This window comes from Roseateles sp. PN1 (genome assembly GCF_038419725.1).
Taxonomy (GTDB): domain Bacteria; phylum Pseudomonadota; class Gammaproteobacteria; order Burkholderiales; family Burkholderiaceae_C; genus Paucibacter_A.
In genome coordinates, this window is the sequence record NZ_JBCARA010000011.1 from 123,131 (window position 1) to 141,873 (window position 18,743).

Annotated in this window: 16 protein-coding genes; 7 read left to right on the plus strand and 9 right to left on the minus strand. The window is 65.1% G+C overall.

The features are described 5' to 3' along the window. Nucleotides 1-45: 45 nt before the first annotated feature. Nucleotides 46-843, minus strand: coding sequence for a phasin family protein (locus AABB87_RS17140; protein ID WP_341972486.1), 798 nt, complete (start codon nt 841-843; stop codon nt 46-48). Nucleotides 844-1,077: 234 nt separating this feature from the next. On the opposite strand from AABB87_RS17140, the gene AABB87_RS17145 reads away from it, so the two are divergent. Both AABB87_RS17145 and AABB87_RS17150 read left to right on the plus strand, forming a co-directional pair. Continuing rightward, complete coding sequence (locus AABB87_RS17145) at nt 1,078-3,081, plus strand: SDR family oxidoreductase (RefSeq protein WP_341972488.1); 2,004 nt, start codon at nt 1,078-1,080, stop codon at nt 3,079-3,081. Between the two features lie 88 nt (nt 3,082-3,169). Further along, the gene (locus tag AABB87_RS17150; RefSeq protein WP_341972489.1) at nt 3,170-3,478 is read left to right on the plus strand and encodes an Mpo1-like protein; all 309 of its coding nucleotides are present in this window, start codon (nt 3,170-3,172) and stop codon (nt 3,476-3,478) included. Between the two features lie 73 nt (nt 3,479-3,551). Here the strand turns inward: AABB87_RS17150 and AABB87_RS17155 are convergent, their stop codons facing one another. Genes AABB87_RS17155 through AABB87_RS17165 form a run of 3 tightly spaced genes read right to left on the minus strand, consistent with a single transcriptional unit; the run spans nt 3,552 to nt 6,315 of the window. Further along, nucleotides 3,552-4,037: an excalibur calcium-binding domain-containing protein gene (locus AABB87_RS17155; protein WP_341972490.1), complete on the minus strand. Its 486-nt coding sequence runs from the start codon at nt 4,035-4,037 to the stop codon at nt 3,552-3,554. A 31-nt stretch (nt 4,038-4,068) separates the two neighbouring features. Further along, entirely contained in the window at nt 4,069-5,178 is a 1,110-nt protein-coding gene (locus AABB87_RS17160; RefSeq protein ID WP_341972491.1) for a fatty acid desaturase family protein, read from the minus strand. A 3-nt stretch (nt 5,179-5,181) separates the two neighbouring features. Further along, the gene (locus tag AABB87_RS17165) at nt 5,182-6,315 is read right to left on the minus strand and encodes a ferredoxin reductase (RefSeq protein ID WP_341972493.1); all 1,134 of its coding nucleotides are present in this window, start codon (nt 6,313-6,315) and stop codon (nt 5,182-5,184) included. A 127-nt stretch (nt 6,316-6,442) separates the two neighbouring features. Here AABB87_RS17165 and fabR point away from each other — a divergent pair, with 127 nt between their 5' ends. Then, on the plus strand, nt 6,443-7,129 hold the full coding sequence (gene fabR / locus AABB87_RS17170) for an HTH-type transcriptional repressor FabR (protein WP_341972494.1): 687 nt from the start codon (nt 6,443-6,445) through the stop codon (nt 7,127-7,129). Between the two features lie 39 nt (nt 7,130-7,168). Here fabR and AABB87_RS17175 read toward each other — a convergent pair whose 3' ends face one another. Next, a complete protein-coding gene (locus tag AABB87_RS17175; protein WP_341972495.1) occupies nt 7,169-7,684 on the minus strand; it encodes an isochorismatase family protein in 516 nt (171 codons plus the stop codon). Nucleotides 7,685-7,802: 118 nt separating this feature from the next. Between AABB87_RS17175 and AABB87_RS17180 the strand changes: the two genes are divergently transcribed. Continuing rightward, entirely contained in the window at nt 7,803-8,798 is a 996-nt protein-coding gene (locus AABB87_RS17180) for a helix-turn-helix domain-containing protein (RefSeq protein ID WP_341972496.1), read from the plus strand. A gap of 83 nt (nt 8,799-8,881) precedes the next feature. Further along, nucleotides 8,882-9,931 carry a hypothetical protein gene (locus AABB87_RS17185; protein ID WP_341972497.1) on the plus strand — a complete coding sequence of 350 codons (1,050 nt, stop codon included), beginning with the start codon at nt 8,882-8,884 and terminating at the stop codon, nt 9,929-9,931. Nucleotides 9,932-9,972: 41 nt separating this feature from the next. Here AABB87_RS17185 and AABB87_RS17190 read toward each other — a convergent pair whose 3' ends face one another. From AABB87_RS17190 to AABB87_RS17200, 3 genes are read right to left on the minus strand one after another with little or no spacing between them, the layout of a single operon-like run. Then, complete coding sequence (locus tag AABB87_RS17190; protein WP_341972498.1) at nt 9,973-13,101, minus strand: error-prone DNA polymerase; 3,129 nt, start codon at nt 13,099-13,101, stop codon at nt 9,973-9,975. After that, nucleotides 13,098-14,504 carry a Y-family DNA polymerase gene (locus tag AABB87_RS17195; protein WP_341972499.1) on the minus strand — a complete coding sequence of 469 codons (1,407 nt, stop codon included), beginning with the start codon at nt 14,502-14,504 and terminating at the stop codon, nt 13,098-13,100. Before AABB87_RS17195 ends, AABB87_RS17190 begins: the two co-directional genes overlap by 4 nt. Continuing rightward, nucleotides 14,461-15,402 (minus strand): recombinase RecA, encoded by a 942-nt coding sequence (locus tag AABB87_RS17200; protein ID WP_341972500.1) that lies wholly within the window; start codon nt 15,400-15,402, stop codon nt 14,461-14,463. Before AABB87_RS17200 ends, AABB87_RS17195 begins: the two co-directional genes overlap by 44 nt. A 234-nt stretch (nt 15,403-15,636) precedes the next feature. Between AABB87_RS17200 and AABB87_RS17205 the strand changes: the two genes are divergently transcribed. Together AABB87_RS17205 and AABB87_RS17210 are read left to right on the plus strand one after the other, a co-directional pair. Then, a complete protein-coding gene (locus AABB87_RS17205) occupies nt 15,637-16,236 on the plus strand; it encodes a GNAT family N-acetyltransferase (protein WP_341972501.1) in 600 nt (199 codons plus the stop codon). Nucleotides 16,237-16,476: 240 nt separating this feature from the next. Then, a complete protein-coding gene (locus AABB87_RS17210) occupies nt 16,477-17,874 on the plus strand; it encodes a metal-dependent hydrolase family protein (protein ID WP_341972502.1) in 1,398 nt (465 codons plus the stop codon). A gap of 66 nt (nt 17,875-17,940) precedes the next feature. On the opposite strand, the gene AABB87_RS17215 is transcribed toward AABB87_RS17210, so the two are convergent. Beyond that, entirely contained in the window at nt 17,941-18,726 is a 786-nt protein-coding gene (locus tag AABB87_RS17215) for a Crp/Fnr family transcriptional regulator (RefSeq protein ID WP_341972503.1), read from the minus strand. Between the last annotated feature and the right edge of the window lie 17 nt (nt 18,727-18,743).

Here is an 18,743-nt window from a genome sequence, read left to right on the forward strand (position 1 = left end):
GTCTAGATCGAAGGGCGCGGCTGCTCAGCGGCCACGCCCGCCTGATCAAGCTGCGGCGGCTTCGGTGCTGGCCGGGGCTGCAGCGACTGGGGCTGCCGCGACCTTCTTGGCAACGCGCTTGGCGGCCGGGGCCTTGGCTTCAACTGGCTTGGCTGCTGCGGCGGGCGCGGCTGCCTTTTTGGCGACGACCTTGGGGGCAGCTTTGGCGGCCGGCTTGGCGGCTGCCTTGACCGGTGCCTTCACAGCGGCCACTTTGGCGGGGGCCTTGGCAACCGGCTTGGCTGCTGGCTTGACGGCCTTGGGTGCAGCCACGGCGGTCTTCACGACCTTGGCGGCAGCTTTTGCGGCGGGCTTGACCACCTTGCTGGCCTTGTCGGCTTTGGCTGCGGGCTTGGCTTTGGCCTTGGCTTTCGGTGCCACGCCCAGGGCGTCGCTCAACTCATTGAGGCGCTCCACCAATTCATTCACTTCCTTGGCCGAGGGCACGCCCAGGCGCTTTAAGGCGCGAGCCACGCGCTCTTCGAAGATGGACTCCAGCTTGTCCCAATGCTGGCCAGCCTTGCTGCCCACATCGTCGGCCATGCCGGTCATCTTGCTGGCCATGGCGCCGATTTTTTCTTCGGCGGCGCTTTGGGTCTTCTTCTGCAAGTGGATGCCTTCTTTCACCAGGGCTTCAAACACCTTGCCGCCTTCGCCTTGCGCCTTGGAAAAGGCGCCCAGACCTGCTGCCCAGATTTGCTGGGCCGAGTCCTTGATGTGCTGGGCAAGTTGGCTGTCCAACAGTCCGGCCGGGATCGCGCCACCGAAGGTGCTGCTCGCGGCGGCGTTTTTCTTGGCTGCCATTTTCTGAAGCTTCTTGACCATGTTGTCAGTCCTTTGTGTTGACGAATTACTGGCGGGCCCTGGTAGGTACTCGCACATCCTCACTATAGGCCCGCATGCCTGCATTTAGCTGACGCAAGTCCTAGGCAGTGCCCTCTACCTACAGCCTGGTCGACCCCTGGGGAAAGCCTGCAGCTTGGGCGGCCTGCTGATGGTCAAGAATGCGGGTAAACCACATTCTTGACGGAGACACTGATGCAGTATTTCGTGACGGGAGCCACTGGCTTTATTGGCAAGCGGCTGGTGAAAAAACTGCTCGCGCGGCGCGGCAGCACGGTGCACTTTTTGCTGCGTGAAGAGAGCTGGGACAAGCTGCCCGACTTGCTGCAATTCTGGGGCGTTGCCAAGAACCGCGTGCAGCCGGTCAAGGGCGATTTGTGCGGCAAGAAGCTGGGGGTGTCTGCCGAGGACATCAAGCGCTTGAAGGGTCAGATCGACCATGTCTATCACCTCGCTGCGGTCTATGACCTGAAGGCGGACGAGGAGGCGCAGATGAGCGCCAATATCGATGGCACGCGCAGCATGGTGGAGTTCGCCCACGCCGTGGATGCCGGTCATGTGCACCATGTCTCCAGCATTGCCGCCGCCGGCCTTTACGAAGGCGTGTTCCGCGAGGATATGTTTGACGAGGCCGAAGGCCTGGATCATCCCTACTTCAAGTCCAAGCATGAGAGCGAAAAGATCGTTCGCAAGGAGTGCAAGCGCCCCTGGACGGTCTATCGGCCCGCCATGGTGGTGGGCGACTCCAAGACCGGCGAGATGGACAAGGTTGACGGCCCGTACTACTTCTTCAAGCTGATTCAGCGCCTGCGCCAGATCCTGCCGCCCTGGATGCCCTCGATTGGTTTGGAGGGCGGCCGCATCAATATCGTGCCAGTTGATTTCGTCGTTAGTGCGCTGGATCACATCAGTCACCAGCAGCGCAAGACGGGGGGCTGCTTCCATCTGGTTGACCCGATGGGCTATCGGGTCGGCGATGTGCTGGATATCTTCTCGCGCGCCGCCCATGCACCGAAGATGAATCTCTTCATCAATGCGGCGCTGCTGGGCTTTATTCCGAAGAGCGTGAAGAAGGGCTTGATGGCCCTGGCACCGGTGCGGCGCATCCGCAATGCGGTGATGAAGGATCTGGGTTTGCCGGATGATTTGTTCACCTTCATCAACTACCCGACCCGCTTTGACTGCCGCGAGACCGAGGCGGCACTCAAAGGTTCGGGCGTGGCCTGCCCGAATCTGCACGACTACGCCTGGCGCTTGTGGGATTACTGGGAGCGTCATCTGGACCCGGCCCTCTTCATCGATCGCAGCCTGCGCGGTACGGTGGCGGGCAAGGTGGTGCTGGTCACCGGGGGCTCCTCGGGCATTGGCCTGGCGGCGGCGATCAAGTTCGCCCAGGCCGGTGCCATCACCCTGATTTGCGCGCGTGATGAAGTCAAGCTGGCACAGGCCGTTCAGGAGATCCGCGCGGCCGCTGGCGCTGACGCACACATACACAGTTACTCCGCCGACATCTCTAACGAGCAAAGCTGCGCCGGCATGATGGCCTGGATTGCCGAGAACTTTGGCGGGGTGGACTTCCTCATCAACAACGCTGGCCGCTCGATCCGCCGTGCCATCGAGGGCAGCTACGACCGCTTCCATGACTATGAGCGCACCATGCAACTGAACTACTTCGGCTGCTTGCGCGTGACCATGGGCCTGCTGCCTGGCATGGTGGCCAAGAAGAAGGGCCATGTGGTCAATATCTCCAGCATCGGTGTGCTGACCAATGCGCCTCGCTTCTCGGCCTATGTGGCCAGCAAGGCGGCGCTGGACGCTTGGACGCGTTGCGCCTCGAGTGAATATGCCGACCTGGGCATCACCTTCACCACCATCAATATGCCCTTGGTGCGCACGCCCATGATTGCGCCGACCAAGATCTACAACAATGTGCCAACGCTGAGCCCCGAGGAGGCCGCCGATATGGTGGCAGATGCTTGCATCAGCAAGCCCGTGCGCATCGCCACCCGCTTAGGCATCACCGGCGAGTTGATGCATTCGCTCTTGCCGCGCGTCGCGCAAATCGTCATGAACACCAGCTTCCGCATGTTCCCGGACAGCGATGCCGCCAAGGGCGATGGTTCGGGCAAGAGCCTCAAGTCACAGCTCTCGCCCGAGGCGATTGCCTTGCAGCAGATGATGAAGGGGATTCATTTTTGAGCCTTCTAAGCCTTCTAAGCCTGCTGAGCGGCTGCTGCCGATTGAAGGCCCTGCAGCAGCGTCAGTCATTTAAGCAAAGGATCGCGCCGTGACGCCCAAAGAATTCACCAGCTTCGCGTCCTTCTACCCCTACTACCTGGGCGAGCACCAGAACAGCACCTGCCGGCGCCTGCATTTTGTGGGCAGTGCCGGCGTCTTGAGCTTGCTTTGTTTTGCCCTCATCACCGCGCAATGGCATTGGCTGTACGGCCTACCGCTGCTGGGCTATGGCTTTGCCTGGTTGGGGCATTTTGTGTTTGAGAAAAACAAGCCCGCCACCTTCCGCTACCCGCTGTACAGCTTGATGGGAGACTGGGTGATGTTCAAGGACATGCTCGTCGGCAAGGTCAAGTTTTAGTTCGCGCTTTAGCTCGCGTTGTAGGCAGGATGGCGCGGCCCTAGCAAGTAGGTGCCGTCACGCCATGCCTCATCTACCTGGGCGTGCCTGTCAAATAGCGGCTGCACCATTGCTCCTCGCATGGGATCCCATCCCGGTCGCCATCCACCTTTGCGCCAGGGCAGTTGGCTAGGAAATACTTGGCTTCCTCGCAGGACTTCATCTGCGAACAATACTGGCGACCGTCGCAGCTGAAGCTGGCGCTCATGGGGTTTACGGGGTTCGCAGCACTGGATGCGGAGCCCGTGGCTCTGGGGCGCTCTGCCGGCCCGGATGCTGCCGCAGCCTGGCGCTTCTTCTTTTCTGCAGCGTTGAGCTCCGCCAGCGTGGGGTCCTTGCGAGCCTGGTTGGATGGGCAAGGCCCTTGCTGGTAAGTCACCGCACCATCCGTCACGCACTTGTTCATCGGTGCGGACTGGGCCGCGACCGCAGTGAGCGCCAGTGCCGCAAGGGCGCTGAGCAATGTGGATCTGTTGAGCATGTCTTTCTGCCGTCCAAAAAAATGGCCCCGCAGGGCCATTGGTTTGCATTCTTGAATTGCTTGCGGCCGATCAGCTCTGCAAGCTCGCCACGCGGGCACGGCGTGGCCGACTGGGGAAGCTGTGGCGCAGGATGCGCCAGATCACCTGGCTGAACTGGCCCACCAGCGAGCCGGTGTTGTAGTGCACGCCGTAGCGGCGGCAGATGTCGCGCACCACTGGGGCCATTTCCACATAGCGGTTCGCCGGCACATCGGGGAAGAGGTGGTGTTCGATCTGGTGGCTCAGATTGCCCGACAAGGTGTTGAGCGCGAAGCCGCCGCTGATATTGCTGGAGCCGCGAATCTGGCGCCAGTACCAATGCGCCCGGGTTTCGTTCTTAAGCACGCTGCGGTGGAAGGTCTCCACCTCGGTGGTGAAGTGGCCGCAGAAGATGATGACGTAGGTCCAGACGCTGCGCATCACATTGGCCAGCACATTGCCGGTCAGCACGACCAGGAAGCCGGGGCCGGCCAGCGCCGGGAAGATCAAATAGTCTTTGATCAGCTGGCGCGAAATCTTGCGGCCGGCGATTTTCAATTCACCGCGTGCGGCCTTGCCATGCTTGCCGAAATAACCGCCCTTGGGCAGGTTTTGAATCGCCACGCCCCACTGGAAGAAGAGCGCAAACAGCACCGCGTAAATCGGCTGCAGCAGAGCGACCGGGGTCCACTTCTGCTCGGGGAACAAGCGCAGCACGCCGTAGCCAATGTCGTCGTCCAGGCCGTGGATATTGGTGTAGGTGTGGTGGCGGAAGTTGTGGGTCTTGCGCCAGTTTTCGCTGGTGCCGACGATGTCCCACTCGAAGGTCTTGCCCTGGAATTTGGGATCGCCCATCCAGTCGAACTGACCGTGAATGACGTTATGGCCGAGTTCCATATTGTCGAGAATCTTCGACAGCCCCAGGCTTAAAGCGCCCAGTGCCCAGAAGGCCCACATCCAGGGCGTGGGCAAGAAGGCGCCGATCATCAGCAGGGCGCGGCCGCTGAACTCGGTCCAGCGCACGGCACGGAAGATGTTGCGGATATAGCGGGCGTCGCGTGGGCCCAGGTCGGCCACGGTGCGGGCGCGCAGCGCCTCGATCTCGGCGCCGAACTTTTCCAACTCGTCGTTGGTCAGATTGCGGGTCAGGGATTTGCTCATGATTTACAGATCAAGACTGATGTCGGTACAGGCGCGGCTGACGCAGATGCGCAGCGCGGTATTGGGCTCGCTGCTGCGCTCGCCGGTGTTGAGGTCTTCGGCCAGGCCTTCGTGCATGGTGCAGACACAGCTGTGGCAAATGCCCATGCGGCAACCCGAGGTCGGGCGCAGGCCTTGCGCTTCCAGCGCGGGCAAGATGGCCTCGCCGGAGCCGATTTCCAGCGTGCGGCCGCTGCGGCGCAGCGCCACTTTGACGATGTGCTTGCTGTCCACATTCAGCGGCACGGCGGGTGAGAAGGCTTCGGCCTGGAAGCTTTGCACTTGCGCACCCAGCAACTCACGCGCGCTGGCGACAAAGCCGCCGGGGCCGCATGCCAGGGCTTGGGTCTGCGCCAATGTCTGGCCCAAGGCTTGGCTCAGGCCGGCGCTATTGATGCGCTCGCCGCCTTCTTGGGTGGCGACTAGCTGGAATTTGAAATTAGCAAAGCGCTCGGCCAAGGCCTGCAACTCGGGCACAAAGCAGGCTTGGGCGGTTGTGCGAACCCAGTAGATCAGCGTCACCGGCACGGGCATGCCTTGGGCGGCCAGGGCGCGGGTCAGGCTCATCAGCGGGGTAATGCCGCTGCCGGCTGCCAGCAGGACCAGCGCGCCCGGCAAGCTGGTGGGCAGCAGCATGCTGCCGTAAGCTGGGCCCAGGTCCAGCAGATCACCCACGCGGGTGTGCTGGCACAGCTGGGTGCTCACCACGCCGCCGTCGACTTGTTTGATGGTGATGGCGATGCGGCCATCGGCACGCGGCACATCACACAGGCTGTAGGAGCGGGTGACGCGGCGGCCATTGATTTCGACGCCGATATTCAGATGTTGGCCGGGCGCAAAACCCTGCCAGTGGCGGTTGGGCTGCAAGATTAGGGTGACGGCGCCTTCGGCGGCAACCGTGCGCTCGACCACGCGGCCCAGGGCACGCTCCCATGTCCAGCTGCGGTTGATCTTGCCGGCCCAGAAGTCAAACACGGCCGGGTCCACCAGCGGCGCAGCCCAGCGGCGCAAAAGCCCCGGGCGACGTGCGCGCTGACTGGGCAGGCCGGCCTGCTGCTGGGTTTTGCCTTGCGGCTGGGCAATCGATGCAACGGTCACGAAACTACTCCGTCTGGAAAAATCTGCTGAGCTGAACGCATTGTACGTTCATACATACATTTGTGTATACAGTCGTATATTAAATCAAAAATCGCTATGATGCGCAGTCTGCCGCACCTTCATGACCATGCTTCAAGCGTCCCTGCCAATTCCTGTTCTTGATTTGCCTGGCGCCACCGGCCCCGGCCGCAAGGCGCAGATTTCGCGTGATGACATCATTCAAGCCGCCCTCAAGCTGGTGGGGCCGCATCGCAGCGTTTCCTCCCTGAGCTTGCGCGAGGTGGCGCGTGAGGCCGGCATCGCCCCGAACAGTTTTTATCGCCAGTTCCGCGATATGGACGAGTTGGCCGTGGCCCTGATCAATTTGGCCGGCCAGTCGCTGCGGCAAATCATTGGTGAGGCGCGGCGGCGCTCGCACAACGGCTCCAGCGTGGTGCGCAGCGCCGTGCAGGCCTTTATGGATCAGCTGCGCTCGGACGACTTGCTGCTGCACATCTTGCTGCGCGAAGGCACGGTCGGTTCGGACGCCTTCAAGCGTGCGGTGGATCAGCAGCTGGACTTCTTCGAGGAAGAGTTGCGCCAGGACTTGATCCGCATTGCCGAGGCCCACGGCACCGGCTTGTTTGAGCCGGCGCTCACGGCCAAGGCCATCACTCGGCTGGTGTTCGCCATCGGCGCCACTGCGATGGACATGCCGCATGAAAAATTGCCCGAGTTGACCGAGCAATTGGTGGTGATGGTGCGCATGATCGTCACCGGCACCCAGACGCTGGCAATCTCAGGTTCGCCCGACCTGGCCTTGGACAGGGTCTAAGGCTCAGGCTCAGGTTAAGGCCCTTGCGCTGCGCTCGGCTCAGAAGCCTGCGGCCAGCGTCATGCGTGTGGCCACGCCGGCCAGCGCAATGCGGTGCAGCATCTCGCTGACCGTGGTGCAGCACTCGGGCAAGATGCTCACCTCATAGCCTTGCGCCTGCGGCGAGATGGCGGTGAAGACCACGCAGTTCTGCGTCATCATGCCGCAGACCAAGAGCTCCTTCACCCCTAGCGCCTGCAGCGTGGCCGCCAGCGTGGTTCCGACAAAGCTGTCGGCATGCTGTTTGATCACGATGGGTGCGTTCGGCGCGGCCGCCAGCAGGCGCGGATGCAGGGCCACGCCCTCGCTGTCGGCGTTGAAGAAGGGCGCGGGGCCTTTGCTGGCATCGGCAATGTGCTGAATCAAGATCACCGGCATTTCGCGGGCCTGGGCTTGCGCGATGGCGGCCTCGATCTTGACGAGCGTTGCTTCGCTATTCCAGAGCGGGAATTTGCCGCCGTCGAAATAGTCGTTTTGCACGTCGATCACCAGCAGGGCTTGTTCCTTAGGGTTCATGGGGCTTTGCTTTCCTTGGGTTGGGATGCCGCCATTGTTGGCCGCCGAGGCTGTTCCTGCGAGTGGCCCGAAAGCCATTCTTCGCTAAGATCGGGCCAATCTGTTTTTGGACTGGCCTATGCCTGCTGCTGCCAACACCGCCATCGCCCGCCACCGCATCGCGGTGCTGGCTTTTGATCGCATCAGCCCTTTTCATCTGGCTGTGCCCTGCGCGGTGTTTGGCCATGAGCAAGGGCCGGGGCCACATACAGCGGCCGAACCGCAGTTCGACTTGCGCGTTTGCGCCGCGGAGCCTGGCCTCTTGCGCACCACGGCCGGTTTTGCCGTGCAGCCGGCTTATGGCCTGGAGGCTTTGAAGACGGCCCAAACCGTCATCGTGCCCAGTTGGCGCGACCCGGCGGAAGCGGCGCCGCCGGCCTTGCTAAAGGCGCTGCGCGCGGCGCATCAGCGTGGCGCCCAGCTGGTGGGTTTGTGCCTAGGCGCTTATCTGCTGGCCCAGGCCGGCTTGCTGGATGGCCGGCGCGCCACCACGCACTGGGCTTATGCGCAGGATTTTGCTGAGCGTTTCCCTGCCATCCGGGTCGAGCCCGATGTGCTCTATATCGATGAGGGTGATGTGCTGAGCTCGGCCGGCACGGCCGCCGGCATCGATGCCTGCTTGCATCTGCTGCGCAGCCAATACGGCGTGGCGGCAGCTAACCGGGTGGCGCGCCGCCTGGTGGTGCCGCCGCAGCGCCAGGGCGGGCAGGCGCAGTACATCGAGCAGGCGGTGCCGGTGACAGCGCGGGATTCGGCCCTGGCCTTTGTGCTGGACGATTTGCGTGCCACGCTGAACCAGCCGCACAGCCTGGACAGCGTGGCCGCCCGGGCCTTGATGAGCCGGCGCAGCTTCAGCCGCCATTTTCGGCAGCTGACCGGCGGCACCCTGGGCGACTGGTTGCTGCGGGAACGGCTGGCGCTGGCGCAGCGGCTGCTGGAGCAGGAGGAGCCGCGCAGCATTGAGGAAGTGGCCGCGCTGGCGGGTTTTGGCTCGGCGGTGTCCTTGCGGCATCACTTCGGGCGGGCCTTTGGCCTGGCGCCAACGGCTTGGCGGCGTAGTTTCAGTGCGGGATGAACCGACCACCTATTCAGGGGGGATGCCCGAGGGGCGGTGCGCCGCGGTCGCAGAATAGCGCGGTCGTAATTTTGGGGGTGGCGATGTCTTGCAAGGCGATGGGCAGCCCATGGTTAGCACCGCTGCTGTGCGGCTTGACCGTGGCGGCAGCGCAGGCCAGCCCGGTTGGCCAGGACGCGCTGCCCGCGCATGCGGCCTCGGCGGCTAGCCCGATGTCTGCCGTGCTGGATGGGCCCGAGGGCAAGGCCTTGTCGGGCTTGATGCCCAACCCGGCAGCCACGCCAGCGCGCTCGGCCCGTGAGGCCCAAGCGGCGGCCGCGGCGCGCGCCGCCCTGGCCGCCTCGGCCGCGGCCGCCGCCTTGACCCCGGCGCAGGCCCAAATCGCGGGGATCAAGCCGCGGGCTGATCAGTCGTCGTCACGCGGCACGGCGGTGGCCGGCAACGCTGGCGACGCCACTGTGGGTGATGAGGTGCGTGCCGCCATCAAAGAAAATCTCGCCCCCGAGACGGTGTCGGCCTTGAAGGAATTACGCAGCGATCTGGGGCAAATCAAAAACAGCTTGGGGTTGGAGAAGCCCGATGCCGTCGCGCGCGAGCCCAAGCGCGTGGGCTACCAAGGGGAGAGGGCGCCCGGCCAGCCCGCCCAAGCTGAATTCGGGCTGCCTGAGGCGCCGCCCGCCGCCGGTTCACGCCTGACCAATGGCCAGGTGCTGGTGCTGGCTGAGCAGCTGTTTTACGAGTTGCTGCCCTGGGCCCTGGGCGCCATGGCCTTGTATGGCTCGGGCTCTCTGGTGGTTGCCGTGCTGCGCATGCAAGTGCGTAAGCGGCAGCAGCAGGCGCTGCGGCGTGCGCGCCGGTCCAGCGGCTCCAGCCGTTTCGGCGCTCAGGGGGATTCAAGCTTGCCCAGCGATCTGGAGCCCGCGTCAATTGCTGCCGCACCCGCCGCGGCCCCTGCGCGCGCCGCTGCGCTCGATGTGCCCATCATCCGGCCACAACATCGCCCGCATCACCACCATCATCATTCCTCCGGCGACAGCAGCCTGGGCGCTGAGAGCCGCTCCAGTGAGTCCAGCGGGCGCAAAGTCAGTTCCAGTCGCTCGGGCCGATCACGGCGCTCGGGCCCTTATCTCTGAGGCTTTGGCGCGTTGATGCTTTGACAAGCAAGCCCGGGCCTTCAGCGGAAGTCCCGGCTTTCCAAACCCAGCCGGCCCAGCCAGGGCGACAAGTCCTCGAAGCGCTGTGCCAGCAGATGGCGCACGCCGTTCTCGGCCTGCCATTTGCCATGTGCGGCCAGCAGGCGGGCGTTGCGCAGCAGGCTGCGGTTGGCCTCGTAAACATCGGGCCAGACGATCACCTGCACGCTGCCGGTTTCGTCTTCCATGCTGATGAAGAGCACGCCCTTGGCGGTTTGCGGGCGCTGGCGCACCGTCACCAAGCCGCAGGCATGGGCCGGCCTGCCGCTGCGCCAGTGCAGCAGTTGCGCGGCCGTCAGCAGGCCCAGCTTGGCCAGGCGCGGGCGCAAGAGCTTGAGCGGGTGGCTGCGCAGGGTCAGGCCCAGGGCGGCGTAGTCCCACAACACCTCTTCGCCTTCGGGGGCGTTGGGTAAGGCCAGTTCATCCTCCAGCGGCAAGGTGCCTTGCAAAAGCGGCGGCATGGCGCGCAGCGCGGTGGCCTGCCAGACCTGCTGGCGGCGCTGGCCGGCCAGCGACATCAGGGCGTCGGCGGCGGCCAGTTGCTGCAGATCTTGCTGATCGAGCCCGGCGCGCAGGGCCAGGTCTTGCGTGTCGCTGAAAAGGGCTTGGGCGCGGGCCACCTCGATGCGCCGCGCCGCCGCGCCAGCCAAGCCGCTGACCAGCTGCAGGCCTAAGCGCACGGCGGGCTGATGCTGGCCGGCTATCGGCTCCAGGCTGCTTTCCACGCCACTGCAATTGACATCCACCGCGCGCACCTCGATGTCGTGGCGGCGGGCGTCTTGCACCAGCTGGCTGGGCGAGTAAAAGCCCAGCGGTTGCGAATTCAGCAAGGCGCACAAAAACACCGCCGGCTCATGCTGTTTGACCCAGCAAGACACATAGGTCAGCAGCGCGAAACTGGCGGCATGCGACTCTGGAAAGCCGTAGGAGGCAAAGCCCTTGATCTGGCGGAAGATGGCTTCGGCAAAGTCGTCGGTATAGCCATTGGCGCGCATGCCGCTCAAGATCTTTTCGTGAAAGCGCTGCAGGTCACCCGGCCGTTTCCAGGCCGCCATGGCGCGACGCAGCTGGTCGGCCTCACCGGCCGAGAAGTCGGCCGCGATCATCGCCACCTGCATCACCTGCTCTTGAAAAATCGGGATGCCGCAGGTGCGCTCCAGCGCCACCTTGAGTGCTTCGCTGGGGTATTGAATGTCTTGCGGCCGCATGGCCCGGTTCTTCAAATAGGGGTGGACCATGCCGCCCTGAATCGGGCCGGGCCGCACGATGGCCACTTCCACCACCAGATCGTAAAAGCAGCGCGGTTGCAGGCGCGGCAGCATGGACATCTGGGCGCGCGATTCGATCTGGAACACGCCCACCGTGTCGGCCCGGCAGATCATGTCGTAGGTGGGGCGGTCGCCCTCGGGCACGTCCTTCATGCCAAAGGGCCGGCCACGTAACTGCTCAATCAGCTGGAAGCTGCGCCGCAGCGCGCTGAGCATGCCCAGCGCCAACACATCCACCTTCATCAGGCCGAGCGCGTCGATATCGTCCTTGTCCCACTGGATCACGGTGCGATCGACCATGCTGGCGTTCTCGATTGGCACCAAACGCGACAGCGGCCCCTGCGTCAGCACAAAGCCGCCGGGGTGCTGGCTGAGGTGGCGCGGCATGCCCATCAGCTGGCGCGTGAGCAGCAGCAGCTGGCGCAGTTGCAGGCTGCCGAAGTCCAGGCCCAGCTCGGCTTGCAGCTGCTGCAGGCGCTCCTCGGGCAGCACCTCTTCGGTCCAGCCGTGGTGATTCTTGGCCAGACGTTCCACCAGTTCAGGGTCCAGGCCCAGCGCCCGGCCCACATCGCGGATGGCGCTGCGCGGCCGGTAGCTGATCACCACCGCGGTCAGCGCGGCGCGCTCGCGGCCGTATTTGCTGTAGAGGTACTGAATCACCTCTTCGCGGCGATCGTGTTCGAAGTCCACGTCGATGTCGGGCGGCTCATTGCGCTCGCGGCTGATGAAGCGCTCGAACAGCATGCTGCTGCGCGCCGGGTCGACCTCGGTGATGTGCAGGCAGAAGCAGACGATGCTATTGGCCGCCGAGCCACGCCCCTGGCAGAGGATCTCTTGGCTGCGCGCAAAGCTCACCACATCGGCCACGGTGAGGAAGTAATGCTCATAGCCCATCTCGTGGATCAGTGCCAGCTCATGCTCCATCTGCGCGCGGTACGCAGGTGCCACGCCCTGCGGCCAACGAATGCGCGCACCGGCTTCGGTGAGGGCGCGCAAATGCTGGGCCGGGCTCAAGCCAGGCGGCACCACCTCGCTGGGGTATTGGTAGCGGATTTCGTCGAGCGAGAAGCTGCAGGCCGCCGCCACCACCAGGGTTTGCGCCAGCAGATCGGCCGGGTAGAGCTGCGCCAGGCGCAGGCGGCTGCGCAGATGCCGCTCGGCATTGGGCTGCAGCTCATAACCGCAGGCGCTGATGGGCCGGTTCAGCCGGGTGGCCGTCATCACGTCTTGCAGCGGCTTGCGGGAGCGCACATGCAGATGCACATCGCCCGCCGCCACCAGTGGCAGGGCCGTGGCCTGCGAGATCTGCCGCAGCCGGTGCAGCCAGAGCTCATCGCCCAACTCGCGCAGCAGGGCGACGCCAATCCAGGCCCGCCCGCGAAAGGCTTGCAACAGCCACTGCACCTGCGCCAGCAACTGCGCGTCGCTGCTGCTGCGCAGCGGCAGCAACAAGGCCAGGCAGCCACTACTCAGCTGCGCGGCATGCTGCTGCAGCAAGGCCCAGCTGAGCTGGTAGCTGCCCTTGGGCGCGCTGCGCCGCAAGTCGGTGATGAACTGGCACAGCTCGCCATAGCCTTGCAGATGGCGCGCCAGCAGCACGAGTTTGAAGCCGGGCCCCTCGGCTTCGCTGACCAGGAATTCGCTGCCAATCAGCAGCTTGAGCCCGCAGGCCTTGGCGGCGACATGGGCACGCACCACGCCGGCCAGCGAGCATTCATCGGTGATGGCCAGCGCCGCATAGCCCTGCGCATGGGCGCGCTCCACCAACTCCTGCGGGCTGGAGGCGCCGCGCAAAAAAGAGTAGTGGCTGAGGCAATGCAGCTCGGCGTAGGCGCTGATCATGCAAACAGCCCGTGCAAAAACCAGCCCTGCTCGTCGACCGACAGGCGCTGCTGAAAAATCCACAGCACGCCGGCGGTGGCACTCAGGGCCAGGAAGTAGTCGCGCTGCACATGCTGCGGAGGCCTTTTTTGCGGATCTTGCGGCGCTTGATGTTCCTGCCCGGGGTCGCCCGCGTGGCCGCCCCACCACCCGCCTTCGATGCGCTGCGGCCCGGCCAGCAGGCGCAGCGGGCCGAGGTAATGCGGCTGGTCTTGCCGCACTTCCAGTCGCAGCGGCTCGGGCAGCAGCCAGGTCGGTTGCGGGCTGCCGTTGGGGCGCAGGCCCGGCGCGGGTGCCGCGCTGCCTGGCCAGGGCTGCCAGCACTGCATCTGTTCCAGGCGATGGTCCTCTTGCAAATGGCCGCAGCGCACTTGGCGCTCGCCCAGGCGCAGGGCCATGCGCTCCAGCAGTTGCGTCAGGCTTTCCTGCCCGGCTGCGGGCTGGCCGGGGCCGGGCGGCAGCAGGGGCTGGCTGGCTTCGATCAGCGGCAAGACCGTGCCGGCGTGCAGGCTGATTTCACCCACCGGCGCGGGCAGGGCGACGCGTTGCAGATGCTCGCTCAGCAGGCGGGCGAGGTGGCGGTAGTCGCGCGTGACTTCGGCCGTGTGCACTTGCAGGCTGCCGTGGCTGGCGATCTCGCGGGCGCGCATCGCGTCATGCTCCCAGTGCAGGGTCAGGTCTTGCACACCGGCATGGCGGGCGGCCAGCCAGGCGCAGAGCTGGCGCAGCAGATGTTGGGCGTGATGCAGCAAGGCCATGGCGTTGTCGCTGCGCTGCGGCAACTCCAGGCGGGCGCTGAATTGTTCGGGGATGCTGATCCAGGCATGCGCCTCCTGCAACTGGCCATAGGCCTGATCCAGCGCCCGCAGCAGCTCGGCGCCGAAGCGCCGGCCCAGGGCGGCGCGCGGCAGGCGGCGCACATCACCCAGGCGCTTGCAGCCCAGCCTGGCCAGCATGGGGGCATGGGCTTGCGCGGCGCTTAGGGCGGGCAGGGGCAGGGCATCGAGCTGAGCGCTCAAGCTCAGGCTGCTGGGCCAGTCCAGGCTGGGCTGGCAGCGTGCCAAGGCCAAGGCGCCCAAGCTGCTGGGCGCCCAGGCGGCCGCCTGCAAATGCAAGCCGGCCTGCGGCGCGCTGGCCAAGAGGCGCTGATGCAAGGCCTGCGGGCCGCCGAACAGGCGCAGGCTGGCGGCCACTTCCAGCACCACCGCCTCTTCCAGCAAGGCCACGCGCGGCGTGAACTGCAACGCCCACCAGGCCAGGGCCTGTTGTTGCGATGCCGCCGTGCCGCCGCCGCCGCTGCCGTTGCCACCGGCCAGCGTTTCAGTGGGCGCTGGTGGCGGGCTGAGCAGGGCGAGCCAGTGCATGGCTGATGAGGGCGCTGACGGAGGTGATGGCGCTGCCGGCGCTGCTTGCGCTGCTTGCGATTTGCGGCGCCGCCGGCGTGTTGACCACAGGCGTGGTCGGCATGAGCGGAGCGATCGGCGCGACTGGTGTGCCCACACTCGGCCAGGGCTGGGCCAGCATGCGCGGGCTCAACACTTCTTGCAGCCCGGCGGGCAGGGCCGGCAGCAGCAAGGCTTGCTCATGCGTGGGCCCGCGGCGTTTGAGGATTTGCACTTGCAAACACCAATCGGCGCCCACGCTCAGGCTCACCCGCAAGGGCGCGGCCGAGGCTTGCGTGTGCGCGGCCAGCGGGCGCAGCAAAAACACCGGCGCGCTGCAGCTCTGGGCATGGCTTTGCAGGCGCCGGATTTGCTCGGGCCTGGCCTGCGGCAGCCAGGCCAGGATGGCGGCGGCGGCATTGGCCTTGATGGCTTGCTCGGTGGCCCAGAGCTGCTGCTGCGCCGTGCCCGCGGCAATCCACAGCAGCTGTTCGGCTGCCGCGCCGCAAGCGGCTTGCAGGCCCGGCAGGTGCGGGGTGTAGGGCGGGTTGATCAGCAGCACCATGGGCGCGCGGCCCGACAGCTGCGGCCGCTTGGCTTGGCCTTGGCCGGGTGCTGCCGTGTGGGGCGCCGATGGGGCCAACAGCGCCCGCAGGGCGGGGCCCAGCAGCCGCCACTCCAGCTGCGTGTGGGGCGGCTGCAGGATTTCGCTCAGGGCGTGGCTGGGCCAGCCGGCGCCGGGCAGCTGGGCGTCCAGCGCCGCAAAGCCGCTGCTGAGGCCGGGCTTGGGGCTGCTGCCTAGACTATTGGCACGCCAGACTTGGGCGTGCAGCAAGGCCTGGGCTGGCTCTGCCGGGCGGAGAGTTGCGGTGGAGAGCATGGCGGCTTGCTGCGAGCTGGGGGGAACTCATGATACAGAAAGACTGTGTTTTTATACAGTTCAATGAAGCCGAGCCGCTGCCACACCGATGCCGTTGCCCAGCCAACACGGCTGACTTTCCGTGAGAAAACCATAGTTAACCCTCTGCTTGAGGGGTTTTCGCGGCGGCCTGCTTCGGTTTAAGGTGGAAAATTAGGGTTTTCACCATATCGTCATTCCTCGGGATAAACAGTCATGGCCTTGCTTGAGCCCTTGTTGGCAACCTTGGACACCGCGCGTTTGACGCTGCGCGCGCCCGAGGCCAGCGATCTGGATGTCGTTTTTGAGGTGCATGCCGACCCCATCACCAACCGCTTCAACCCCGCCGGCGCACTCGTTTCGCGCGAGGCCGCGCAGGCCTTGCTGGACGGTTGGCAGGCGCACTGGCAGTCGCAAGGTTTTGGCTACTGGGCGATTGCCTTGCGCGAGCAGCCCGAGCAGCTGCTGGGCTTCGGCGGCATCATGGCCAAGCCCATCGAGGGGCATCAGGGGCGCTTGGATCTGAATCTGTACTTCCGCTTCCGGCCCCAGGCCTGGGGGCAGGGCTATGCCTCCGAGATGGCGATGACGGCCTTGGCGCTGGCCTTTGACCAACTGCGCGCGCCAGCCGTGCTGGCGGTGGTGCGGCCGAGCAATATGCCCTCACGCAAGACCCTGGAGCGCATCGGCATGCGGCTCAAGGGCGCGCTGGCCGATGTGCCGGGCCAGGCCCCCAGCCTGCTGTACGAGATGAGCGCCGAGCATTACGCCACCGTGCCCAAGCAGGTGCCGCCGCCCACGCCCTTTGGCGCCTGAGCCTGCGGCGGGCTGCCCCCGCCTGCTCCCCGCCCAGCCACAGTTCGCTGACTGGCGATTCACAGCTCATCCCCTAACTTCGAAGCGCTGTGTCATCACGGCCGCGGCGACCGGCGTGCAGAATGGAAGGCCTCTTATTGCCCGGCTATAACGCTTGGTATAGCGCTTGGTACAGCGCTCGGTACAGCGCGGTCAAGCGCCCGGCATCGGTCAGCACCACTTCTGAGATAGGGAAAGCAAATGCAAGCCACTGTTTTACGAACCGTCTTGCGCGGCCTGGCCTGTTTGGGCCTGGCTGCGGGTGGCGCCAGCGCCAGTTGGGCTCAGCAAGCTGCCGCGCCATCCGCCAAAGCGGGCATGCCGCAGCCAAGCGCGGTGCTGATCGAAAACGTGCGCATCTTCAACGGTGTGGCCGACAAGCTGTCCGCCCCCGCCAATGTGCTGGTGCAGGGCAATACCATCAAGACCATTTCCAGCGCACCCATCTCGGCCCCGGCCGACGCGGTGCTGACCCGCATCGACGGCAGCGGCCGCACCTTGATGCCGGGTTTGATCGATGCCCACACCCACATCATGTTTTCCACCCTGCCGCAGCTGGTGATCCTCACCAGCGATGTGGGTTTCATCAATGTGGCGGCAGTGAAGGCCGCGAACGACACCTTGATGCGCGGCTTCACCAGCATCCGCGATCTTGGCGGCCCGGTGTTTGGTTTGAAGCGCGGCATTGATGCGGGCTTGGTGGCCGGGCCGCGCATCTGGCCTTCCGGGGCCTTTCTCTCGCAGTCCGGCGGTCATGGTGACTTCCGCCTGCCTAACGAGTTACCCGTGCGCCCCGGGGAATTCACCTTCAGCGAACGCGCCGGTGCGGCCGTGATTGCTGACAACGCCGACACAGTGCGTCAGCGCAGCCGCGAGCTGCTGGCGCTGGGGGCCTCGCAGATCAAGCTGATGGCCGGTGGCGGTGTGTCCTCCAGCTTTGATCCGCTGGACGTGACCCAGTACACCGTGCCCGAGCTGCGCGCCGCCGTGGAAGCGGCCGAGAACTGGGGCACTTACGTCACCGTGCATGCCTACACGCCGCGTGCGGTGCGCCAGGCCATCGAGGCCGGTGTGCGCTGCATTGACCACGGCCAGTTGCTGGACGAGGCCACCGCCAAGCTGATGGCCGATAAAGGCGTGTGGTGGAGCTTGCAGCCTTTTGTGGAGGATCCCCATCATCCATCCGCCTTCCCGGAGGGCTCGCCCAACCGCCTCAAGCAGCTGGAAATGTTCGGCGGCACCGACGCGGCGTATGCGCTGGCCAAGAAGTACAAGATCAAAACTGCCTGGGGCACCGACACCTTGTTCGATGCCGCTGCGGCCGCCACCCAAGGCGCTCAATTGGCCAAGATGACGCGCTGGTACAGCCCGGTGGAAGTGCTGAAGATGGCCACCTCGGGCAATGCCGAACTGCTGGCCTTGTCGGGCCTGCGCAGCCCTTACCGCGGCCGCCTGGGCGTGGTTCAAGAAGGCGCGTTGGCTGACTTGCTGCTGGTGGACGGCAACCCGATCGAGAACATCGCCTTGATCGCCGAGCCGGCCAAGAACTTGCTGGTGATCATGAAAGACGGGCGGGTGGTCAAGAACATCACCCAGTAAATCAGAACCGGCACTGGCGCTGGGAAGCGCTTGGGGGCTTGATGGGCGGCAAAGCTTTTTTGCCGCTCACGCCCCCACCGGCAGCGCTGACACCGCCGGCATCACCTGCGGAAAGCAGCGCAAGCCTTGCAAATCCAGCACCCGCAGCCCGCCGTACTCGATGCTGATCAGGCCGCGCTCCGCCAGCTTGTTGAGGGCCTGGTTGACGCGCTGGCGTGACAGGCCGACCAGATAGCCCAGCTCTTGCTGGGTGATGCGCAAGAGGCTGCCCACGCCGGGGTAGAGCTGGGGGTGGAAGAGGGCGGCGAGGTTGCGGGCCACGCGCAGATCGGGGTCGCTGATGCGGTCGATCTCGCGGGCGGCGATGAACTGGCCCAGGCGTTCATTCAACTGGTTGAGCATGAAGCGGTTGAAGGCGATGCTGCCTTCCAGTAGCTCGTGGAACATCTCCAGCGGCAAGCCCGCCACGATGCTGGGGCGCAGCACTTGGATGTTGTAGCGGTAGCTCTCGCGTTTGAGCAAAGTGCCCTCGCCAAACCAGCCGCCGGGCGGCACGCCGGTGAAGGTGATGGCCTGGCCGGAGGAGTCGTCATTGCTCATCTTCAGCAAGCCGTCGATGACGCCGAACCAGTAATTGGCTTTTTTGCCAATCTTGCAAATGCGCTCGCCGACTTGCGCATCGGCCACTTCCAGCTGCGCCACCGCTTTGGCGCGCTGCTGCGGGTCCAGCAAGGCCAGCCAGGGAATGGCGGCCAACTCCTGGGCGGTGGCGGCGCGGGCGCGTTGGCGCAGGCTGGTTGCGGGGGATGCGGCGCCGGTCTCGGCCTGGCTTGAAGCATTTGCGAAGTTCATGGCTGAGTGTTGCCCAG